Origin of the sequence: Paenibacillus sp. P46E (genome assembly GCF_001909095.1) — a bacterium.
GTDB classification, from domain to species: domain Bacteria; phylum Bacillota; class Bacilli; order Paenibacillales; family Paenibacillaceae; genus Paenibacillus_AQ; species Paenibacillus_AQ helianthi.
In genome coordinates this window covers 69279-88856 of sequence record NZ_LVYZ01000042.1, presented here as the reverse complement: position 1 = coordinate 88856, position 19578 = coordinate 69279, and the positions used below count along the sequence as shown (strand labels likewise).

The following is a 19578-nucleotide window of genomic DNA, read 5'->3' as shown; positions in this document are numbered from 1 at the left end:
GTGTATACGTTTGCTGAAGACGACGTGGAAAGGGGAGAATGTGCAGATATGGGCAAAAGAATACCTAAGCTCCTGCTGGCGGTTTTTCTGCTGGCAGGCTGCAGCCAAAGTGGGGCACACATGAGCTATGCCGATAGAAAAGGCTCTGCGGACAATCTGGATGTCCGGCTGGCGCAGCAGAGCAACCTGCTGGGGCTTAAGCTGTTCGGCCAATTAAAGGATAAGAGCGGTGGCAATCTGACGATTTCGCCGTATAGTATCACCACCGCCCTGGCTCTAGCCTACATTGGCAGCGACGGTGAAACTGCGGAAGAGCTGGGAAGACTGCTTGGTTATGCCCCTGATGAACGGATGCAGCTGAATAAAAGCCATCAGGACCTCATGCGGTTCATGCAGGATGCCGGGCAGGGGGTTGATCTGAAGTTGGCCAATTCTGTCTGGGGTACCTCCGGCATTCCGCTGCGTAAGGAATACTTGGCAACCAGCAAGACTTATTATGGTGCAGAGATCCGCAAGGTAGACTTGGCGGCACGGCGGTCGGTCAGCGAGATTAATGGATGGGTATCCAAGCATACGGAGCACAAAATAACGCAGATGCTGGACAAACCTCCTGGGCCAGAAGCGGTAGCCGTGCTTGTTAACGCGCTGTATTTCAAAGGTGGATGGAAGGAAGCTTTTCCGGTGGAGAATACCCGGCAGGCAGAGTTCCGACTCTCCACGGATGAAACGGTACAAGTGCCAATGATGAGCCAAAAGGGATACTTCCCGTACTCTGAACATGAAGAATGGCAAGCCATACGCATTCCTTATGGTGACAAGCAGATGGACATGCTCGTTATTCTGCCAAGTGTACATTCTTCATTGGAAGAGTTGGAAGCCCGGTTTGAGGCAGGCAGATTTCCAGCCGAAGAGGACTTTGTGGAGAAGCAGGGGACCATCCGATTACCGCGGTTCAAGGCCAATTTCGGGACGGACCTGAAAGAAGCTCTGCAGGCACTGGGCGTGAAGTGTGCCTTTGATCCGGATAAGGGCGATTTCTCCAAGCTGGCTGATACTTCTGATCCCATCTTCATCAGCAATATCGTTCATAAAACCTATATTGATGTTAATGAAAAAGGGACTGAATCGTCAGCCTCTACGATTGTTGGAATGGATATGGGCGCTGCGCCTACGCCCGACCCGCCCTTTCAAATGACAGTCAACCGGCCGTTTTTATTTGTGATCGAAGAACGTCAGACCGGAGTCTGGCTGTTCATCGGTGCCGTTGAGAATCCGCTGTCTAAATAAAACGGGGCGATTCATCAAACTTTCACCTCCTGCGCATAAATGTTCCCATCACAGGTCACAATAGGGAAAAAGCAGAATGAAGGGATCAACGTGAATGCTTTTCGTTTAAAAAAACAACTGTGGCGGCGTTGGAGACGTTGGAAAAAGGCTCCTTGGGTAGGCGCGGCCTGTATCGTCTTGACGGTGCTGGCCTGGCGCGGTATGCAGGTTCCGGAGGAGCTCAGCAGCCTGCTGCGTGGTTCGGAATGGGCTGTACCGGGCAATCTTAGCGAGTTAAGCCATGAGGCACAAACCGGTAGTCCTGGCGGAAGCGTGCCTGTTACTGCGGCTGTGTACAGCCATGCTGAAGAGAATGGACGTGAAGGGGTAGCTGTAATGGATCATAAACAGCTACTGAAGGCGATAAGTACGGAGCCGATTCGCCGAACGGTTCACTTTAAAACAACGTACATTTCCGGTGAGGAGATATTGACCACTCCAGGGAAGGAATCGATTGTGCAGCTCAAAAGGATCATCGCTGCACACCCGGACTGGAACGGCTGGATTAGTGCGGATGGTGATCTGTGGTTGGAGCACAGTGTCAATGATTTGTCTCCGCAAATCAAGAAAGATGCGTTTATCGGAGTGGATGAGCATGGGAATCTGACTCTCTTCAAAGGTCCGCCAGCGGATGAGAGGGTGCTGAAGACTTTTTTTCAAATGGATATGGGCTCAATGAAGTCTTCGCTGCCGGAAGATATTCTGAATCAGCTGCATGAAGGCATCCGTGTGCAGGATGTTGAAGAATACAATAGTGTCCTGTCCACCTTCAGCGATTATGCGCGGGATTCATCGGAACAGGTTATGCAAAGCGAAGAATAACATAGATGAAACGAAGGTCGCCTCTCCAGCTGCTAATACAGCCTGGGCGGCTTTTTTTGTTAGCTGAAAATTTTTTATATGTTCTCGGGGGATGGCAAACTTTTATGCTCCGGGAAGATGGTTTTTTGCTATAATGGTTAGAAGGAATACATATGTTCGCTTCACAGTGGAGAAATGGATGAAAAGTAGGAAAATCCTGCCTGCTTAAGAGGAGAGATTGGATTTGCGCATTCTGGGAATTGACCCGGGGCTGGCGATTGTCGGCTTCGGCTTTGTAGATAAGGTGGGAAATAAATTAACTCCGGTGCAGTACGGATGCATTCAGACCGAGGCGCACACGCCGGAGGAAGAACGTCTATTGCATGTCTATGAAGGCATGGTGCAGCTGATTGATAAATATAAGCCTGATGCGGTTGCAGTGGAGAAGCTTTTCTTCAGCCGTAATGTAACCACAGCCCTGCCAGTAGCACAGGCAAGAGGTGTAGTGATTCTGGCAGCTGTTCAAGCTGGACTCTCCATCGCGGAGTATACACCGATGATGGTTAAGCAGGCCGTCGTTGGCTATGGCAAAGCGGAGAAGAAGCAGGTACAGGAGATGGTGAAGCTGCTGCTGAAGCTGTCAGCTGTACCGAAGCCCGATGATGTGGCGGATGCACTGGCTGTAGCGGTATGCCACGCCCATTCCGTCAGTCTAAATTCCAAATTAAATGAGGTATTGCGAAAATGATAGATTACTTAAGAGGACCGGTTGTACATTTGGAGTCGGACTATGTAGTCCTGGACGTCCAGGGGGTCGGGTACCGGGTATTCTGCCCGAATCCATATGCGTTTGCCAAGGCGGAGGGTCCGGTGACTGTATACATTCATTACCAGACACGTGAGGACGCGACCCTATTGTTCGGGTTCCCCACAAGGGAAGAACAGAAGCTGTTCCGCAAACTGATAGAAGTATCCGGCATCGGCCCGCGCGTAGCCCTGGGCATTCTGACCGGAGGGACACCTGAACAGCTGATCTCAGCAATTTACCAGGAGAATATCACCTTCCTGACCAAGCTTCCGGGGATCGGCAAGAAGACGGCCCAGCGGATGATTCTGGATCTGCGTGACAAGCTGGACGGCCTGAGTGGAGTAGTGATGCAGACCGGACTGTTCGCCGTAGCGGCTGAGGCAGAGGCTGCAGCAGCAGCGTTACCATGGGAGGAAGCAAGGGACGGACTGAAGGCCCTCGGTTATACCGAAGCCGAACTGGACCGGGTATGGCTTACTATGAAAAAAGAGGGTTCAGATACAGGACCTGTTGATGTGCTGATGAAAAAGGCGCTGGGGCTGCTGTTTATAGCCAAATAGGCTGCTTGACAGAACGGAGTGATGTATAAATGGATGACCGGATTATATCGGCTAACCTGATGATGGACGAGCAGGCGGTCGAATTAAGTCTGCGCCCCCGTTATCTGGGGGAATATATTGGGCAGAGCCAGGTTAAAGAGAATCTTAAAATATATATAGAAGCCGCCAAAATGCGAAGTGAGGCGCTTGATCATGTATTGCTATACGGCCCGCCGGGGTTAGGCAAAACAACACTGGCGAATATTATTGCTAACGAGCTTGGCGTGAATCTGCGGACAACGTCCGGTCCAGCCATTGAACGGCCCGGAGATTTGGCCGCTCTGCTGACCAATCTGCAGCAGGGAGACGTACTCTTCATTGACGAGATTCACCGGCTGCACCGTACGGTTGAGGAGGTCATGTACCCGGCGATGGAGGACTTTGCACTGGATATTATGATCGGCAAAGGGCCGAGTGCCCGCTCGGTGCGTCTGGATCTTCCGCCCTTTACGCTTATCGGCGCCACAACCCGTGCCGGGCTGCTGTCTGCACCGCTGCGAGACCGCTTCGGGGTAGTCAGCCGTCTGGAGTATTATAACATTGAGGAATTGAGCTTCATTGTTTCCCGTAATGCAGAACTGCTAGGCATCGAGATTCTCGGCGATGCTGCTGAGGAGATCGCCTTGCGGGCCCGGGGAACTCCCCGGATTGCTAACCGTCTGCTGAAGCGGGTCCGCGACTATGCGCAGGTGCGCGGTGACGGAATTATCACACCTGAGATTGCTGCAGAATCACTGAAGATGCTGCAGGTGGACCCGCGCGGACTGGACAGTATTGATCACAAAATGCTTCATTCGATGATCAGTTCCTTCCGGGGCGGACCAGTAGGTCTGGATACCATTGCAGCAACGATCGGAGAAGAGAGTCAGACCATTGAGGATGTGTATGAGCCTTATCTGCTGCAGATTGGCTTCCTGCAGCGGACGCCGCGGGGGAGAGTTGTGACTCCTGCGGCTTATCACCATTTAGGCCTACCAGTTCCTCCACAGCCGTAATAAGCCTTGTTTTGCTATTATCTCTATTTCTAGGAGGCATCAAGATGAATTTTGCCAGGTGGAAAAAGACAGGAGTGACCTTACTTGCAGGCACCTTGTTTGCAGGCGGCCTTCTTCTTCCTGCAACTGACAGCCATGCCGATCCGAATGCAACCATCCGGGTTGCGCTGTATGCCGATATTGGCAGTAAATATAAATCTACCGTCCCTTTCGTGACGTTGAGTTCGACGATGGGCTTCAGCCTCACGTCCGGAAGTACTGAGCTGCTGCCCATTCCAGCCAATAACAAAATCCGGATCAGTCTCGACGGGTATAAGGTCAAGGTAATGGACAGCCCAACATGGCAGGCAGCTGCAGAAGCTGCCAAGCAGCTTCAAACGACCTCTGACAAACCGATGCTCTTCGTATCTTCGCGAAATGGGGCAACGGTCTATCAGTTATATACTGGCCCCTATACCAGTGAAAATGCGGCTAAGGAAGGCTTGAACCGTGTAGCCAAAGCAGGGCTAAGCCTGCCTCAGGGTCAGGTTCCGGCTTTGACGGGAAGTAAACATTTGTCTGCCGGAACCTTTGCTTCCGAGCAGGAAGCGGATGCTGTCATGAACACGGTCACAACTGCCGGATTCGATGCCTGGAAGACTCTGGTGAACGGTACAGACGGCAGCGCACAAGTAGAAGTGTGGGTGGGCGAAGCGGCAAGCGACAGTGATCTTGCTGCTCTGCGGGCAGCAATAACTGCTGCGCTTCCGCAGCTTAATATAGGGGGCGGGGCGACAGCCAAGCCGGGAATGATGATCCGCACAGATGCGGGACTGGACTGGAGCAGTGAGAGCCAGGCGTTTCACTATCAGGTGTCGGGTACAGGAGCCAAGTTTATGGCCTCCGGCAATTCTGCGGGCATTCAACTGGCTGAGCGTTCCAAACGTATTTACAGAGGCAACCTGGAGCTAAGCAGCCTCGCTGGATCCCTCGCCGTAATCAATGAAGTTCCGCTTGAAAAGTATTTGTATGCGGTTGTTGGCGGAGAAGTATCATCCGGCTGGCCGGAAGAGGCGCTCAAGGCTCAGGCTGTAGCTGCTCGAAGCTATGCGCTGACGCAGGGAACCCGCTTTGACGTGGCTAATGTGGTGGATACCACGCTCAGCCAGGTGTATAACGGCATAGGTGCTGAAGCACCGGTAATAACCAAGGCAGTAGATGCAACCGCGGGTGAAGTGTTGATGAGCGGAGGAAAAATAGTTGAAGCTGTATTCTCCTCCAACAGCGGCGGTGTAACAGCTGATCCGTCGGAAGTATGGGGTAATGGCGGCACTACTTTTGTCAGTGTTGCCAGCGCAGAGGATGCTGCAGCTGTCGCAGCTTCGAAGAAGTGGTATTACCTGCTGCTTGACAGCGGGGTCTCGGGGTATGCGCGTGAGGACAATATCAAATTGACTGGCAGTAAAACGGCGGCTGGCCTGGACATGGCCACAGCTAGCACTAAAGATGTGAATATCCGTCCGTTGCCTGTCATTGAGAGCGGTGCAAGTCCGCTCGGCAAGCTGAATCCCGGCGAGAATGCTGTGGTTCTGGACCAGTTCTATGAGAACGGAAGCTACAGCTGGGTTAAAGGACCTTACACCTCTGCAGATCTGCTCAAAAGCCTTTCAGGCAAGGTCAGCAATTCACTGCCGTCTTCTATCGCCAGTCTGGAGGTTACACAGCGCGGGCCATCCGGAAGAGTAACGCAAGTAAAAGCCAACGGCGAGATTTTACAGGTGAAATACCCTGATCTGTTCCGGTCAGCACTGGGCGGATTGCCTAGTACTTTGTTTGATATTGTACCTGCAGGCAGTTATACTGTATTAGGCGCTGACGGCTCGAAGGGAATTGTTAGCAGTACCCAGAGCGCTAACGTACTGTCCGCATCCGGCAAAGTGACGTTGAATAGCAGCGGCACGGTTGTTATGGGGGCAGATACTTCGTCCAGGGCAGTTACGAATAGTCCAGGCTTTTATTTCATCGGCTGGGGAAATGGCCATGGGCTTGGTATGTCCCAGTGGGGAATAAAGGGCATGGCTGACAAAGGGTATGATTACACGAAAATATTGCAACACTATTTTTATAACGTTACTATAGTTAAGGAATGAAGACTGACCATGAATGTAGACGACTATGATTTTCATTTGCCGGAAGAACTTATAGCCCAGACTCCGTTGTCTGACCGTAGTGCATCACGGCTGTTGCTCGTGAACAAGCAAAATGGACAATTGGAGCATCGGCATTTTACGGATATACTGGATCAATTTCAGCCAGGTGATACACTGGTTCTGAACGATACTCGGGTGATTCCCGCACGGCTCTTTGGCGTAAAGGAAGATACCGGCGCGAAGGCAGAGGTTCTGCTGCTCAAGAGTTTGGGGGAGGAACGCTGGGAAGCGCTGGTGAAACCCGGTAAAAAGCTGAAGACCGGAGCAGTGATTATCTTCAGTGATGAGCTTCGTGCGGTTATTGAGGACGAGGCTGACATGGGGGGACGGACGCTCCATTTCATCTATACAGGGATATTTCAGGAGATTCTGGACAGGCTGGGAAGCATGCCGCTTCCGCCATATATCAAGGAGACGCTGGATGACCGCGAGCGTTACCAGACTGTGTATGCCAAGCATGAAGGTTCGGCCGCCGCACCGACTGCGGGGCTGCATTTCACCCGGGAGCTGCTGGAGCAAATCAAGGCTAAAGGCGTCACGATTGCGTATATTACGCTTCATGTCGGACTTGGAACCTTCCGGCCCATGTCTGTTGAGAAGGTCGAGGAGCATGTAATGCATGCTGAGTACTTTGTATTGTCTAAGGAGACAGCAGATGTGCTAAATGCTGCCAAAGCTAGGGGCGGACGAATCATAGCTGTTGGTACAACGTCTTGCCGGACACTGGAAACGGTGGGCAGACAATCTCAAGGGGGTCCAATTGAAGAATGCAGCGGCTGGACGGATATTTTTATCTATCCCGGATATAAGTTTACCGTCGTAAACGCATTGATTACTAATTTCCACCTGCCAAAGTCTACATTGGTAATGCTGGTCAGCGCTCTGGCCGGTCGGGAGAATATCCTTACCGCCTATGAGGCTGCGATTGGGCAGCAGTACCGTTTTTTCAGCTTCGGCGACGCAATGTTTATTTATTAAGCAAGAGGAAGGGTTAAATATATGGCAGCAATCACTTATGAACACATCAAGACCTGTAAACAATCGGGGGCTCGGCTCGGCCGGGTGCATACCCCTCATGGTGTAATCGAGACACCTGCATTTATGCCTGTGGGCACGCTCGCCACCGTCAAAACAATGAGTCCTGAAGAGCTGAAGCAAATGGACGCTCACATTATTCTGAGCAACACCTACCATCTGTTCCTCCGCCCAGGGCATGATATTATCCGTGAAGCCGGCGGGCTGCACAAATTCATGAACTGGGACCGGCCGATCCTTACAGACAGCGGCGGCTTCCAAGTTTTCTCACTGAGTGATATGCGTAAAATCACCGAAGAGGGTGTGCATTTCCGTTCCCACTTGAACGGGGATAAGAAATTTCTATCGCCTGAAGTGGCGATGGAGATTCAGAATGCCTTGGGCTCCGATATTATGATGGCTTTTGATGAATGTCCGCCGTATCCGGCAGAGTATGATTACGTTAAAAAGTCACTCGAACGCACCTCACGCTGGGCTGAAAGATGTCTGAAAAGCCATGCCCGTCCTGAGGACCAAGGGCTGTTCGCCATCGTTCAAGGGGGCATGCATGAGGATTTGCGGCGTCAAAGTGCAGCTGATTTGACTTCCATGGATTTCCCGGGGTATGCTATTGGAGGACTCAGCGTCGGAGAGTCCAAGCAGCTTATGTATGAAGTGCTGGATTATACGGTTCCACTGCTGCCGCAAGGAAAACCGCGCTATTTAATGGGCGTGGGGTCACCGGATGCGCTGCTGGAAGGATCAATCCGCGGAGTAGACATGTTCGACTGTGTTCTGCCTACGCGTATAGCCCGCAATGGAACAACAATGACCAGTCAGGGAAGACTTGTAGTACGCAACGCACAGTATGCACGTGATTTCGGGCCGCTTGATCCGGAATGTGACTGCTATACCTGCCGGAATTATTCCCGTGCTTATTTGCGCCATCTGATCAAAGCCGACGAAACCTTCGGCTTGCGGTTAACGACATACCATAATTTGCACTTCCTGCTGGAATTGATGCGTAAAGTGCGTGAAGCCATCAGGGAAGATCGGCTGCTTGATTTTCGCGATGAGTTTTTTGCACAATACGGATTATATGATAATCTCAAAGGCTTCTAGTACAACTGGATTGTGCTTTATTGTTTTTTGAAAGGGGGGAGAATTATGGTACAGCAATTTCATTTTGCAGCAGCTTCAGGGGGCGGAAGCATTCTGGGTCTCGTAGGCCCATTCGTGCTGATGTTTGTGGTATTCTATTTCTTGCTGATTCGTCCACAGCAGAAGAAGACCAAAGCGCGCAACGGAATGTTGAAATCTTTGAAAAAAGGCGATAAGGTAGTAACTATTGGTGGTCTTCACGGCACGATCATGGAAATTTCCGATGATATCGTGGTCTTGCGGGTAAATGATGTAACCAAGCTGACCTTTGACCGGGGCTCCATCAGCCATTCTGTTGTTGAAGTAGAAGACAAAGAGTAATTAATTACTGTAAAAGGTACATAAAAGCGGCGTCCTCTTATTAAAGAGCGACGCCGCCTTTTTATTATGCGAGACCAAGTTAATTAACGGAGTTCAGTAGCACGGCTGCGGACAGTGAGTTTGCCTTCTCCGCTGCGCAGGGTCAACTTGGAGAGTTGCACGGCAACTGTAGTCGATACAACGGCCAGTATGGTGCCGCCAAGCATGTCGGTCAGCCAGTGAATGCCCAGATAGAATATACCGAACACAATGATGACCGCAGACACGGTGGTAATTGCCATCCAGCGGCGATTGCCGGAACGGAAGGCGAGCAGTGCTGATGATACAGAAATTGCTGTGTGTAAGCTTGGAAAACAGTTGTTGAGTCCAGAGAGAGGCCTGTATTCCTGCTCGAAATTCGGAAAAACATCCAGCATGGTAAAGCGGACACCCGCCGGAACGTAGGACCAGACCTCGTTCACCGGAAAGTAGAGATAAAACGGAATGGCAATTGCATAATTAAGAATAATCGTATAGCAGGTCGCATAGAGCATAACCCGGTTCTTATCCAGTAGGTAGACGCCGAGTGAAGCAGCCAGCACGGATTGAAGCATGAAGATATAGAAGAATACAATAGTCGGCGTCATCCAGGGCGTATAGAACAGATTCTGCAAATCCCTGACAAAATGACCTTCAAGCCCAAAGACGAAAGAGGTATAGTCAGAAGTGAGATGAAGCTTCCTCTCAATCTGCAGTTCGTATTTATTCAGAGCCAGCACACCGAACATACCCGCAACCAGCAGCAAGAATTTATAAGAGTGCAGAAGTTCTCTTCCGATCTCAACAAAAGCCAGCAGAGGATTGCGAAGGGCACCTAGCCACATCAATACAGCAACAATGATAACCGTGTACAACACTACATAATTCATGGACTGGTAAAGCAAAACAATCGAAGCCTCCTTGATCCCGCATGAAGTCATATAAATTTAGTTTACCATATTTTAAGGAATAGGATTCGATTTTTTGTGTAATTAAATTATTTAGGATTTATGTAAATTAACCCCAAACATTCCGCCGAATGCTGCGATGCCTGCTGCAGCCAGTATCCATAAGCAATCTATACCGGCAGGTGCGCTATCCAGTGCCAAAAAACCAATCAGTATTATAATTATTCCATAGAAAGCTCCCGTAATTCCACCATGATACCAGCCCTTGCTCGATGACCGCCGTCCTGCGGTCAATCCACCGAGGGCCGCAGCCATACCGTGAATCATATAGGTGTACATAGTAAGATCCTGTTCTTCCAGTCCGCTTCCCCACAGGAATAAGGAAAGGACAACCGCGCCCAGCAGCATCCATAGGAAGGATCGGCATAAACCGGATAATACAGGACTCGATATTTTCCACGAGAATAGTTGCCGGATGAAATACATGGTACAACCTCCTAATTGTTTTTTTGAGCAATACACCTCCGGCTCAGCTGCAAAAAAACAGCTCCGGAAGCATATGCTAAGTTTTTTGAGCAATACAATGATCAAGTGATCTGTTACTAACTATTGTATGGGGAGGCTTGCCCCAATAGTACAAGAATGGTCATGAAGCCTTTTTTACCATTAATTAATAAACCGTCTTCCGAATGTTCCCTTGGCTGAGGGGTCAGAATAGGGGTACATTAATCTGCCCTCTCATCAGGGTGAACATGGAAGGGGAGCGAAGAGAATATGTTCCAGCATATTTCTGCCCATATTTTTCTGACTGTGCTGATGTATATCTTCATTTTCCTGTGTATGCGGATAATGGGTAAACGGGAAATCGGCAAGCTCTCGGTATTTGATTTGACGATCTCCATCATGATTGCCGAGATCGCTGTTTTCTCCATTGAAGATATAGAACGGCCGATTTACGATGGTCTGGTGCCGATGGCAACGCTGGTGCTGATTCAGATTATAGCCGCGCAGCTCAGCCTAAAGAGCAGAAAGCTCCGGCTGCTGATCGACGGCAAGCCAAGCATTTTGATTTCGGATGGCAAGCTGCACCGTGGTGAGATGCGTAAACAGCGGTATAACATTGACGATCTGATGCTTCAGTTAAGGGGCCAGAATATTGATAGTCCGGCAGATGTTGAATTTGCCATACTGGAAACGAGCGGCCAGCTCACTGTAATCGAAAAAAATAAAGGCATATCTTCCAGTAATCATAGCGGTAATAGCAGTTCTACCGCAGAAACAGGACAGCGTAACGGGAATTCTGAAGGGAATACTTCAGATAGCGTGAAACTGCCAAGCCATAAAATCAGGTATGAAGGCTTGCCGATTCCACTTATTATGGATGGTAAGGTTCAGGACCAGAATTTGGAGATGATCGGCAAGACACGATTCTGGCTGAGAACCCAGATCCGTCAAAAGGGTGCCTCCGATTTTCGGGATGTGTTCCTATGCTCCATCGACCATAAAGGCAACATATATGTAGACCGTTTGCATCCTTGAATGCTCAGCGCCATTTTTTAATAAAAGGCACCCTGTCCAAATCATGTATGGAGATTAAGCCGGATAACAGACAGATTCCAAAATAGAGGGCCATTCCGCTGCCTGTAGCTATTAAGAATTGGACCCACTCTGCGGACGCGATCGGTACAGAGGTATAGATATAAGACATGCCTGCTGCCATAATGATCATTGCGGCAAACGTTTTGAGCGGATCAGCCAATCTCAGCGATAATGATATCAGCTTGACCACACTGACCCCGTGCAGAAGAGTCACCAGAATACTATTGGCGATAATAGCGATAATTGCCCCGTAGATCCCATACTCCGGCTGTGAGGCCAGTCCGAGAATCAGCAGAATTTTGATCACCGCTCCGATCAGGGTATTAACCAATGCCCTGCCCGGGCGTTCCATTGCCTGGAGGGCTGCTTGGAGTGGTGCTTGGACATATAAAAACAAGGCGAAAGGGGCCATCATCCGCAGCATTGGGGCCGTATCGGCGTTGCCGTACATCAATGTACATAGCGGTACAGCAAAAATGTACATAATTGCGGCAAACGGCGCTCCGGTCACCATGGCCAGGCGTAGGGCCTGATGCATGCGTTTGTGAATCGTGGGCAGATCATGCCGGGCAGCAGCCTCTGATAAGGAAGGGACCAGAGACACGGCCAGTGAAGAGCTGAGTACCCCAGGCAGCAGCAGCAAGGGAATAACCATCCCCTGGAGGGAGCCGTACTGGGCGGTGGCAGCAGCAGTGGCGATTCCGGCAAGCGCGAGGCTGCGGGCAGTGATAATGGACTCAAGCAAATAGGAGAATGAACCGACAAGCCGTCCCGCAGTGACAGGAACCGAAATTCGGATCATCCTTTTGAAGATGTGAAAATCTTTAGAGACAGCTTTGTCAGCAGCGGTGGATAAACCTGAGTTCTTGTCCTTTTTTACGATAAAATAATATTGCCACAGTAGCGCCAGCATACCGACGACTTCTCCTACAGTCACACCCAGCATGGCTCCAGCTGCCGCATAAGCGATCCCTCTGGGGAGCAGAAGCCAGGAGAACCACAGCATAAATACAATCCGGATCACTGATTCAAGCACCGAGGATAACGCAGAGGGGATCATGTTCTGTCTACCCTGAAAATAACCTCTGTAGATTGCAGATACGGCCACAATGGCGATCATGGGTGTCATGCTCACAAAGGTGTAATAGACACGGCTGTCCGTCAGAATCACATTCGAAACCCATGAGGCCCCGAACAGAGCAAGCAGTGTGAAAAAAATGCCTAGTCCCAGACTAAGGGCAAGTCCGGTATGCAGAATCCTCCGGGATTCCTCCGGACGTCCTTCCCCTTCGGCTTCAGCGACCATTTTAGCGATTGCTAACGGGATCCCTCCGGTGATAATGGTTACCAGCACAATGAAAAACGGATAACCGAGCTGATAGAGTCCTACGCCCTCGGCGCCGATTACACGCGGTAAAATAATTCGCGGAATAAAACCGAGCATCCGGTTAATAATGCCTGCAGCCAGCAGTATCAAGGTTCCTTGAATAAAGCTCTGTTTCCTCAAAGGGCACTCCTTCTTCCCAAAAGTAGTCTCTCATACATTGATATGCGGATGATGGTCCTTTCGATGACAAGCTTTAGTTGTGACAACTTTTCAGCTGGAAGAAGGAAACAAGGAAGTGTGGTCGAATACATACTTGTGAACATGCATAAGCGAGCGATCTTTGGAGGTGTCAACACGTGGAATCGGAACAATGGAATTACGAACAGCTTAGTGATGAAATCGAAGCCATGTGCCGCAGTAAAGCGGAGGAATTTCGGCTCCTCGGCTATGAATATGTAACGGGCAAGGATATTTGGGATTGCGTCAGCCGCAATTACGCCAAGGAAGGCAGACCTGCCCTGCATAAGCTGGTGAATGATATCTATTCACTCAAGGCCAATAGTTATATGAATTATCTGACTATTGCCGCTTATCGCGGTTTGAACGGATAAAAGGAACGATTTGCTTTTGCAAACGTGTACTGGAAACGTTAAAGTAAGAGAAGGGCAATTCAGCATTTCCTATCAAAAACGGATGGCTTGCCGCTTGAGCAGAGCCGGCCGTTTCTTTGTGTGATAATAGTACCGTCATTCCTGCCTGAATTGACGGTGATTTCGCACGTGGCTATAATAGGAATATTGAGTAATGAAAGGGGAACTAGCAAGAGCATGAAGAGAATGTTGAGCTTTATTATTACCGTGCTCGTATTGACAGGGGTCATGGTATTTACCACTCCCGGGCTACTGGACAAGGTCCGTCTGGGTCTTGATCTGAAAGGCGGATTCGAGATTCTGTATCACGCCGAGCCGATGGAGGCGGGTGCGGAATTATCCCGTGCTTCACTCCAAAAGACAGCAGAAAGCCTGGAAAAACGGGCAAATGCCCTAGGAACAAGCGAACCTGAGGTTACTACTGAAGGAACGGACCGCATCCGTCTGAAGATCGCGGGCGTTACCGACGAGGCCGAAGTCCGCAAGAAAATGAAAGAACCTGCGGTTCTTACTTTCCGTAGTGCCGCTCCTGGCGATGCTGCAGGAACCTACAGCAAGATTGAGCTTGTGGGCAGTGATTTTGTAGAGGGTGCGGCAGATGTTCAACGCGACAATCTGAACCGGCCTGAAATCAGCATTAAGGTCAAAGATAAATCCAAATTTGCTGAGATTACCAAACGTCTGATCGGTCAGAAGCTTGTGATTTATCTGGATGACAGAATGCTGTCAGATCCTAATGTCAATATGGAAATTTCCGATGGGAATGCTTCGATCTCAGGCAATTATACGCTGGATAAAGCCCGTGAACTGGCTGATACGATTAACCTCGGTGCCTTGCCGCTTAAGCTGACAGAGAAATATTCGCAGAGCGTAGGCGCAACACTTGGTAAACAGTCTCTTGACCAGACGGTGAAAGCCGGACTTGTGGGTTCCGTAATTATTCTGATTTTCATGATCGGTATGTACCGCTTGCCGGGTGCTCTGGCCAGCTTCGCGCTGATCCTCCATACGTGGCTGCTGATTGCGGTGTTCGTTATTGCCGACTTCACCTTGACTCTCCCGGGTATCGCCGCATTCATTCTCGGTATAGGGATGGCGGTTGATGCCAATATCATTACCAATGAACGGATAAGGGAAGAAATGCGCAGCGGTAAGAGCATATTGTCTTCTGTCAAAGCAGGGAACAAAACCTCCTTCCGTACGGTAATGGACGCGAACGTAACCACTATTATTGTAGCGGCTGTAATGTTCGCTTTTGGTACCGGTGCGGTCAAAGGTTTTGCGCTGATTTTGATTGTGGAAATTGTGCTTAGTATCGTAACGAACCTTTATTTTGCCCATTGGCTGCTTACCGTGCTGGTTAAAGCCGGTGCGCTGAAAAAGCCGAAGCAATTTGGGGTAAAGGAGAGTGACATCCGTGCGCTTTAAGAAAGAGCTTGATTTTGTACATCTGAGCAGATTTTTCTATATTTTTTCTATTGCTATTACGATAGCAGGTCTGATCTTTCTGGCAACAATGGGCTTAAACTACAGTGTTGATTTCAAAGCCGGGTCCAATGTTGACGTAGCATTGTCGAAGAACATCACACTGGAACAGCTTAAGCCCGCTCTAAATGGTCTTGGAATCTCGAACGAACCTCAGATCACATTGGGCGAGAAACGCGTAAATATCCGCTATGATAAGGAACTTGACAATAACCAGGATGAGGCACTGAAGGCCTCGATTTCGAAGCTGGATGATAAAGCCTCCTTCGAGGTTAATACGGTAGATACGGAAATGGCCAAGGAGCTGGCGCGCAATGCCATCTATTCTGTGCTTCTCTCCTGTCTGGGGATTATCATTTATGTAAGTATCCGTTTTGAATGGCGTTTTGCCTTGGCTGCGATTGTGGCGCTTATCCATGATGCGTTTATCGTCGTTTCCGTCTTCTCTATTTTCCGTTTGGAGGTCGATTTGACCTTTATTGTCGCGGTTCTGACGATTATTGGTTATTCGATCAACGATACGATAGTTATCTTTGACCGGATCCGTGAGAATCTGCGGTTCGGCAAGCAGAAAACATATGAGGATCTTAAATTGCTGGTCAACAAGAGTGTGTCCCAGACCCTTATGCGCTCCCTGTATACAGCATTTACAGTGTTTATTGCCGCGTTCTTCCTGCTCATTCTCGGCGGAGAATCAATCAAAATGTTCTCCCTTGCGATGGTTATCGGTTTGCTCTCTGGAGCGTATTCATCCATCTTTATCGCAAGCCCGCTCTGGCTGCTGCTGAAAAAGCGCCAGAAACCGGCTGGAAAGAGCAATCCCGCCAAGGCTTAAAGTCAGTTACACCTGAAAAGCCGCGTCTAAGACGACGCGGCTTTTCGAAATCTTTGGAGTGGAATGTCAGGCAAAGCAGTCATCATGAGATTACTTGCTAGTGGTAAGGAGGAACTCGTAATGTATGACAAACAATCACCACCAAGTGATAGAGTTGTCTGGACCGGAGTTGCCGGTGATCTTGCATTGGCGGTAGCCAAAGGGACCATTGGTTATGTCTCGGGCAGCAAGGCATTAATTGGTGATGCATTATATTCGGGATCGGATGCAGCTGCTAAGCTGGCAGAGATTCTTCCGCTTCCATGGCGGACAGTGCGAGCTCAGAAGAATAGAGCAACACAGCGCAATCAGGAGAGCAATAAAGGGCCAATTATAGCCATTCTTTTTTCAGTACTAATTCTAATGGGCGGGCTTCAAATCGCCTTCTCAGCGATTCGTGATCTGACCAGAGGACATTTGTCAGCACCAGAACAAACAGCACTTGTCGCTGTGCTTATCTCTATTGTTATGAAAGAGGCCATTTTTCAGTACCAGTACCGTTATTTCAAAAAAAAGGGCGATGGCAGCCATGCTGCATACGCAGATAACCACCGCTTCAGTCTATATACTTCAATTACTGTAGTTATCGGGATTTCCTTGGCGATGGCCGGCGGATCTCTGAACTGGCATCCATTGTTATATATGGACCCGATTGCAGCACTGTTAACCGGCTGTTTCATCATCCGCAGGGGTTTTTCGCTGATCACTGCTTCTGTATATGGCAAGAAACTACAGGAGCTGCCTTCCGAAGAAGCTGCCAACTTCATTGAAACGGTACAGCGGGTGCATGGCGTGATCCGGGTAGAATATTTGCAGGCATTGGAACAAGGTAGTTATGTAAATCTCCAGGTCAAAATCAGCGTGAATCCGCGTATCACGGTTATGGAAGCCCAGGATATTTCGGAATGCGCCAGAAAGCTTCTGCAGCACCGTTTTGTGCATGTAGGCGAGGTTCATATGGATGTTGTGCCGTATGATCCGGGTTATCCTTACAAAAGCAACCATGAGCTGGTGGACAATGAAATCCCAACGTTGCTTCAATAGCTGCTAAGGGAGAGAAAGGTGAAATCTATTGCTTCATTCAAAAACAAGATGGCAATCTCCGGCAGCCGATCCTGAAGAAGTTCGGGATTTGGCCCGGACTCTTTCGGTTTCTCCACTCCTGTCGTCGCTACTTGTGAAAAGAGGCATGAACACGCCGGACAAGGCGCTTATGTTCATGGAAGGCGGAGACCAGGAAGGGCATGATCCCTTTCTGCTTAAGGGGATGACTGAAGCGGTACCCCGAATTAGAAAGGCGCTACAAGACGAAGAGCATATCCTTGTATATGGCGACTATGATGCGGACGGAGTGTCCAGTACTGCGCTGATGATCTATCTGTTGCGCTACCTGGGCGCTTCTTTTGATATTTATATTCCACACCGCGCAAATGAAGGCTACGGATTGCATAATCATGCGTTGGATTGGGCGAAGCAGCAAGGAGTATCACTTATCATCACAGTAGATACTGGAATCAGTGCCTATCATCAGATTGCATACGCTAGCAGGCTTGGGATGGATGTGATCGTTACGGATCACCATGAACCGCCGGAGCTTTTGCCTGAAGCTTATGCGCTGATCAATCCCAAACTGCCTGACTGCCCTTATCCGTTCAAAGGGTTGGCTGGTGTAGGGGTGGCCTACAAGCTGGCTCAGGCACTGCTTGGGGATGATGTGCCTGAGGAGTGGAGCGAGATCGCTGCAATTGGAACAGTCGCTGACTTGATGCCTCTTCTGGACGAAAACCGCAGCATTGTTTGTAAAGGCCTCTCCAGTATGCGGAACTCACCATTTCCTGGGATACGTGCCCTGCTTGGGGTTAGCGGAATAACGATGGATACGGTAAGCGCAGTCAATATTGCTTTTGGCATGGCTCCGCGGATCAATGCTAGTGGACGGCTGGACCACGCTGGACGCGCAGTTACTTTGCTGACTACAGAGCAGCCGGATGAGGCAGAGGAGCTAGCCGGGGAGCTGGACCTGCTGAACAAAGAACGCCAGTTGGTTGTAGAGAGAATTGTGACCGAAGCCACTGCTATGCTGGAGCTCCAGATTCAGAAGAACAAGCTGCCTGATATTATTGTGCTTGCCCATCAGGGGTGGAATGTAGGAGTAGTAGGCATAGTAGCCTCCAAGCTGCTGGAACGTTACTATCGCCCTGTAATTATTTTGGATATTCACCCGGAGACAGGCATGTGCAAGGGTTCAGCCCGATCTATTCCCGGTCTGGATATCTATGAAGCCTTAACCTCTTGCGCAGACTTAATGGATCATTTCGGCGGACATCCGGCTGCGGCCGGGATGAGCCTGCATCAGGACAAAATTGAGGATTTTAGAGCGGCTCTAAATGATTATGCTGCGAAGGTGCTGAAGCCGGAGCACTTTCTGCCGGTGACTGCAGCAGATGATGAGACGGCCATTGTTGATTTGTCCCTGCAGGCTGCGCTCGAACTGGACAGGCTGGCTCCATTTGGGATGGCCAACCCAGTGCCGAAATTCATTGTTCGCGGTGCTGCGGTGAAGGAGACCCGAAAGATGGGGCAGGAAGGCAAGCATCTAAAACTTGTCCTCCAGCAGGGCAGCCATACCATTGAAGTGGTTGCCTTTGGCAAAGGAGGGCTTGCTGAACTGCTCCCGGATGGAACGCTGATCGACATTCTGGCAGAGCTGTCGGTCAATGAGTGGAATGGCTCACGGAAACCACAGCTCATGCTTCAGGATCTGTCGGTGCCCAGTCCGCAACTCTTTGACCTTCGCGGTGCAGCCGATGCGGTGAAGCAAGCCTTACAGCTTACAGAACTCCTGCAGCCCTATTGTGGTGGTGAGCCGCTCAGAACAGCTGCTGTATTCCAGAACAGCCGCTTGTCGCCAATGAGCGCGCTCCAAGGTATGTCACTATGGGTATATGATGAGGACGCTGGTATAACACCAGTTCGGCATGAACCGGCAGTTTCAGAAGACACACGGGTATCTCTACTTTGCCTGCTGGATATGCCGGAAACACCGGAGCAGCTGGATGCGCTGTTCGCCGCTTTTCCCCATGTGGATAATATTGCCTTACTGCATTCGATTAGGGATGGCCGGGACCGGCTTCAGATGCCGACAAGAGACCACTTCAAAGTGCTATATAAATCATTGGCTGCGCTGGCAGCAGCTCCAATACCTGAGCATGAACTACTGCTGCGGCTTACCCGACAGTCTTCCATGGGGATGCGAATGCTGGCCAAAATGCTCGATGTATTCGAGGAGCTTGATTTTATCGAGCGTTCTCAGGGGAATGTTACCTTTGTTACGCAGCCCGCCGCCAAGAGTCTTACTGCTTCACAGCAATTTGTGAGACTGGGGCAGACTGCGGAAATGGAACGCTATTTCATGGAAAGCAGCCGCAGCGAGCTGCAGGAGTGGATGCTGTCCCGCCGCCCGGATGTGTCCCGGGTGGGATAAGTCAAATGCTTTCCGAATC

Annotated in this window: 18 protein-coding genes; 15 read left to right on the top strand and 3 right to left on the bottom strand. The window is 50.0% G+C overall.

Annotated features, from left to right (window positions below; genetic code table 11):
* The first annotated feature begins 48 nt into the window (after nucleotides 1–48).
* From A3849_RS15250 to yajC, 9 genes are all read left to right on the top strand, one after another.
* A complete protein-coding gene (locus A3849_RS15250; RefSeq protein ID WP_074112193.1) occupies nucleotides 49–1287 on the top strand; it encodes a serpin family protein in 1239 nt (412 codons plus the stop codon).
* Between the two features lie 90 nt (nucleotides 1288–1377).
* Nucleotides 1378–2148 (top strand): BofC C-terminal domain-containing protein, encoded by a 771-nt coding sequence (locus A3849_RS15245; RefSeq protein ID WP_074112192.1) that lies wholly within the window; start codon nucleotides 1378–1380, stop codon nucleotides 2146–2148.
* A 223-nt stretch (nucleotides 2149–2371) separates the two neighbouring features.
* The gene (ruvC, locus tag A3849_RS15240) at nucleotides 2372–2875 is read left to right on the top strand and encodes a crossover junction endodeoxyribonuclease RuvC (protein ID WP_074112191.1); all 504 of its coding nucleotides are present in this window, start codon (nucleotides 2372–2374) and stop codon (nucleotides 2873–2875) included.
* A complete protein-coding gene (ruvA, locus tag A3849_RS15235; RefSeq protein WP_074112190.1) occupies nucleotides 2872–3495 on the top strand; it encodes a Holliday junction branch migration protein RuvA in 624 nt (207 codons plus the stop codon). Before ruvC ends, ruvA begins: the two co-directional genes overlap by 4 nt.
* 29 nt (nucleotides 3496–3524) lie before the next feature.
* On the top strand, nucleotides 3525–4529 hold the full coding sequence (gene ruvB, locus A3849_RS15230; RefSeq protein WP_074112189.1) for a Holliday junction branch migration DNA helicase RuvB: 1005 nt from the start codon (nucleotides 3525–3527) through the stop codon (nucleotides 4527–4529).
* A gap of 44 nt (nucleotides 4530–4573) precedes the next feature.
* On the top strand, nucleotides 4574–6658 hold the full coding sequence (locus tag A3849_RS15225) for a SpoIID/LytB domain-containing protein (RefSeq protein ID WP_074112188.1): 2085 nt from the start codon (nucleotides 4574–4576) through the stop codon (nucleotides 6656–6658).
* 9 nt (nucleotides 6659–6667) lie between these two features.
* Nucleotides 6668–7696 (top strand): tRNA preQ1(34) S-adenosylmethionine ribosyltransferase-isomerase QueA, encoded by a 1029-nt coding sequence (gene queA, locus A3849_RS15220; protein WP_074112187.1) that lies wholly within the window; start codon nucleotides 6668–6670, stop codon nucleotides 7694–7696.
* Between the two features lie 21 nt (nucleotides 7697–7717).
* Nucleotides 7718–8854: a tRNA guanosine(34) transglycosylase Tgt gene (tgt, locus tag A3849_RS15215; RefSeq protein ID WP_074086254.1), complete on the top strand. Its 1137-nt coding sequence runs from the start codon at nucleotides 7718–7720 to the stop codon at nucleotides 8852–8854.
* A gap of 45 nt (nucleotides 8855–8899) precedes the next feature.
* Nucleotides 8900–9214 (top strand): preprotein translocase subunit YajC, encoded by a 315-nt coding sequence (gene yajC, locus A3849_RS15210; protein ID WP_074112186.1) that lies wholly within the window; start codon nucleotides 8900–8902, stop codon nucleotides 9212–9214.
* Between the two features lie 83 nt (nucleotides 9215–9297).
* Here yajC and A3849_RS15205 read toward each other — a convergent pair whose 3' ends face one another.
* The gene (locus tag A3849_RS15205) at nucleotides 9298–10137 is read right to left on the bottom strand and encodes a phosphatase PAP2 family protein (protein ID WP_256700787.1); all 840 of its coding nucleotides are present in this window, start codon (nucleotides 10135–10137) and stop codon (nucleotides 9298–9300) included.
* A 96-nt stretch (nucleotides 10138–10233) separates the two neighbouring features.
* A complete protein-coding gene (locus tag A3849_RS15200; protein WP_074112185.1) occupies nucleotides 10234–10626 on the bottom strand; it encodes a TIGR04086 family membrane protein in 393 nt (130 codons plus the stop codon).
* 288 nt (nucleotides 10627–10914) lie between these two features.
* Between A3849_RS15200 and A3849_RS15195 the strand changes: the two genes are divergently transcribed.
* Complete coding sequence (locus A3849_RS15195; RefSeq protein WP_074112184.1) at nucleotides 10915–11679, top strand: YetF domain-containing protein; 765 nt, start codon at nucleotides 10915–10917, stop codon at nucleotides 11677–11679.
* 4 nt (nucleotides 11680–11683) lie between these two features.
* Here the strand turns inward: A3849_RS15195 and spoVB are convergent, their stop codons facing one another.
* Nucleotides 11684–13246 (bottom strand): stage V sporulation protein B, encoded by a 1563-nt coding sequence (gene spoVB / locus A3849_RS15190; protein WP_074112183.1) that lies wholly within the window; start codon nucleotides 13244–13246, stop codon nucleotides 11684–11686.
* Nucleotides 13247–13422: 176 nt separating this feature from the next.
* Here spoVB and A3849_RS15185 point away from each other — a divergent pair, with 176 nt between their 5' ends.
* The 5 genes from A3849_RS15185 (at nucleotide 13423) to recJ (ending at nucleotide 19559) form a co-directional block, all read left to right on the top strand.
* Nucleotides 13423–13677, top strand: a complete 255-nt coding sequence (locus A3849_RS15185) for a post-transcriptional regulator (protein ID WP_074112182.1) — start codon at nucleotides 13423–13425, stop codon at nucleotides 13675–13677.
* A 216-nt stretch (nucleotides 13678–13893) separates the two neighbouring features.
* Complete coding sequence (secD, locus tag A3849_RS15180) at nucleotides 13894–15144, top strand: protein translocase subunit SecD (RefSeq protein ID WP_074112181.1); 1251 nt, start codon at nucleotides 13894–13896, stop codon at nucleotides 15142–15144.
* A complete protein-coding gene (secF, locus tag A3849_RS15175; protein ID WP_074112180.1) occupies nucleotides 15134–16036 on the top strand; it encodes a protein translocase subunit SecF in 903 nt (300 codons plus the stop codon). The genes secD and secF overlap by 11 nt, the downstream gene beginning before the upstream one ends.
* Nucleotides 16037–16156: 120 nt before the next feature.
* On the top strand, nucleotides 16157–17119 hold the full coding sequence (locus A3849_RS15170; protein ID WP_074112179.1) for a cation diffusion facilitator family transporter: 963 nt from the start codon (nucleotides 16157–16159) through the stop codon (nucleotides 17117–17119).
* Between the two features lie 28 nt (nucleotides 17120–17147).
* Entirely contained in the window at nucleotides 17148–19559 is a 2412-nt protein-coding gene (gene recJ / locus A3849_RS15165; protein WP_074112178.1) for a single-stranded-DNA-specific exonuclease RecJ, read from the top strand.
* The last annotated feature ends 19 nt before the right edge of the window (nucleotides 19560–19578 follow it).

Bases quoted from the DNA above. Each gene is read 5' to 3' on its own strand.
- A3849_RS15250 (WP_074112193.1), top strand. From the start codon at position 49: ATGGGCAAAAGAATACCTAAGCTCCTGCTGGCGGTTTTTCTGCTGGCA.
- ruvA (WP_074112190.1), top strand. From the start codon at position 2,872: ATGATAGATTACTTAAGAGGACCGGTTGTACATTTGGAGTCGGACTAT.
- ruvB (WP_074112189.1), top strand. From the start codon at position 3,525: ATGGATGACCGGATTATATCGGCTAACCTGATGATGGACGAGCAGGCG.
- A3849_RS15225 (WP_074112188.1), top strand. From the start codon at position 4,574: ATGAATTTTGCCAGGTGGAAAAAGACAGGAGTGACCTTACTTGCAGGC.
- queA (WP_074112187.1), top strand. From the start codon at position 6,668: ATGAATGTAGACGACTATGATTTTCATTTGCCGGAAGAACTTATAGCC.
- tgt (WP_074086254.1), top strand. From the start codon at position 7,718: ATGGCAGCAATCACTTATGAACACATCAAGACCTGTAAACAATCGGGG.
- yajC (WP_074112186.1), top strand. From the start codon at position 8,900: ATGGTACAGCAATTTCATTTTGCAGCAGCTTCAGGGGGCGGAAGCATT.
- A3849_RS15200 (WP_074112185.1), bottom strand. From the start codon at position 10,626: ATGTATTTCATCCGGCAACTATTCTCGTGGAAAATATCGAGTCCTGTA.
- A3849_RS15195 (WP_074112184.1), top strand. From the start codon at position 10,915: ATGTTCCAGCATATTTCTGCCCATATTTTTCTGACTGTGCTGATGTAT.
- secD (WP_074112181.1), top strand. From the start codon at position 13,894: ATGAAGAGAATGTTGAGCTTTATTATTACCGTGCTCGTATTGACAGGG.
- A3849_RS15170 (WP_074112179.1), top strand. From the start codon at position 16,157: ATGTATGACAAACAATCACCACCAAGTGATAGAGTTGTCTGGACCGGA.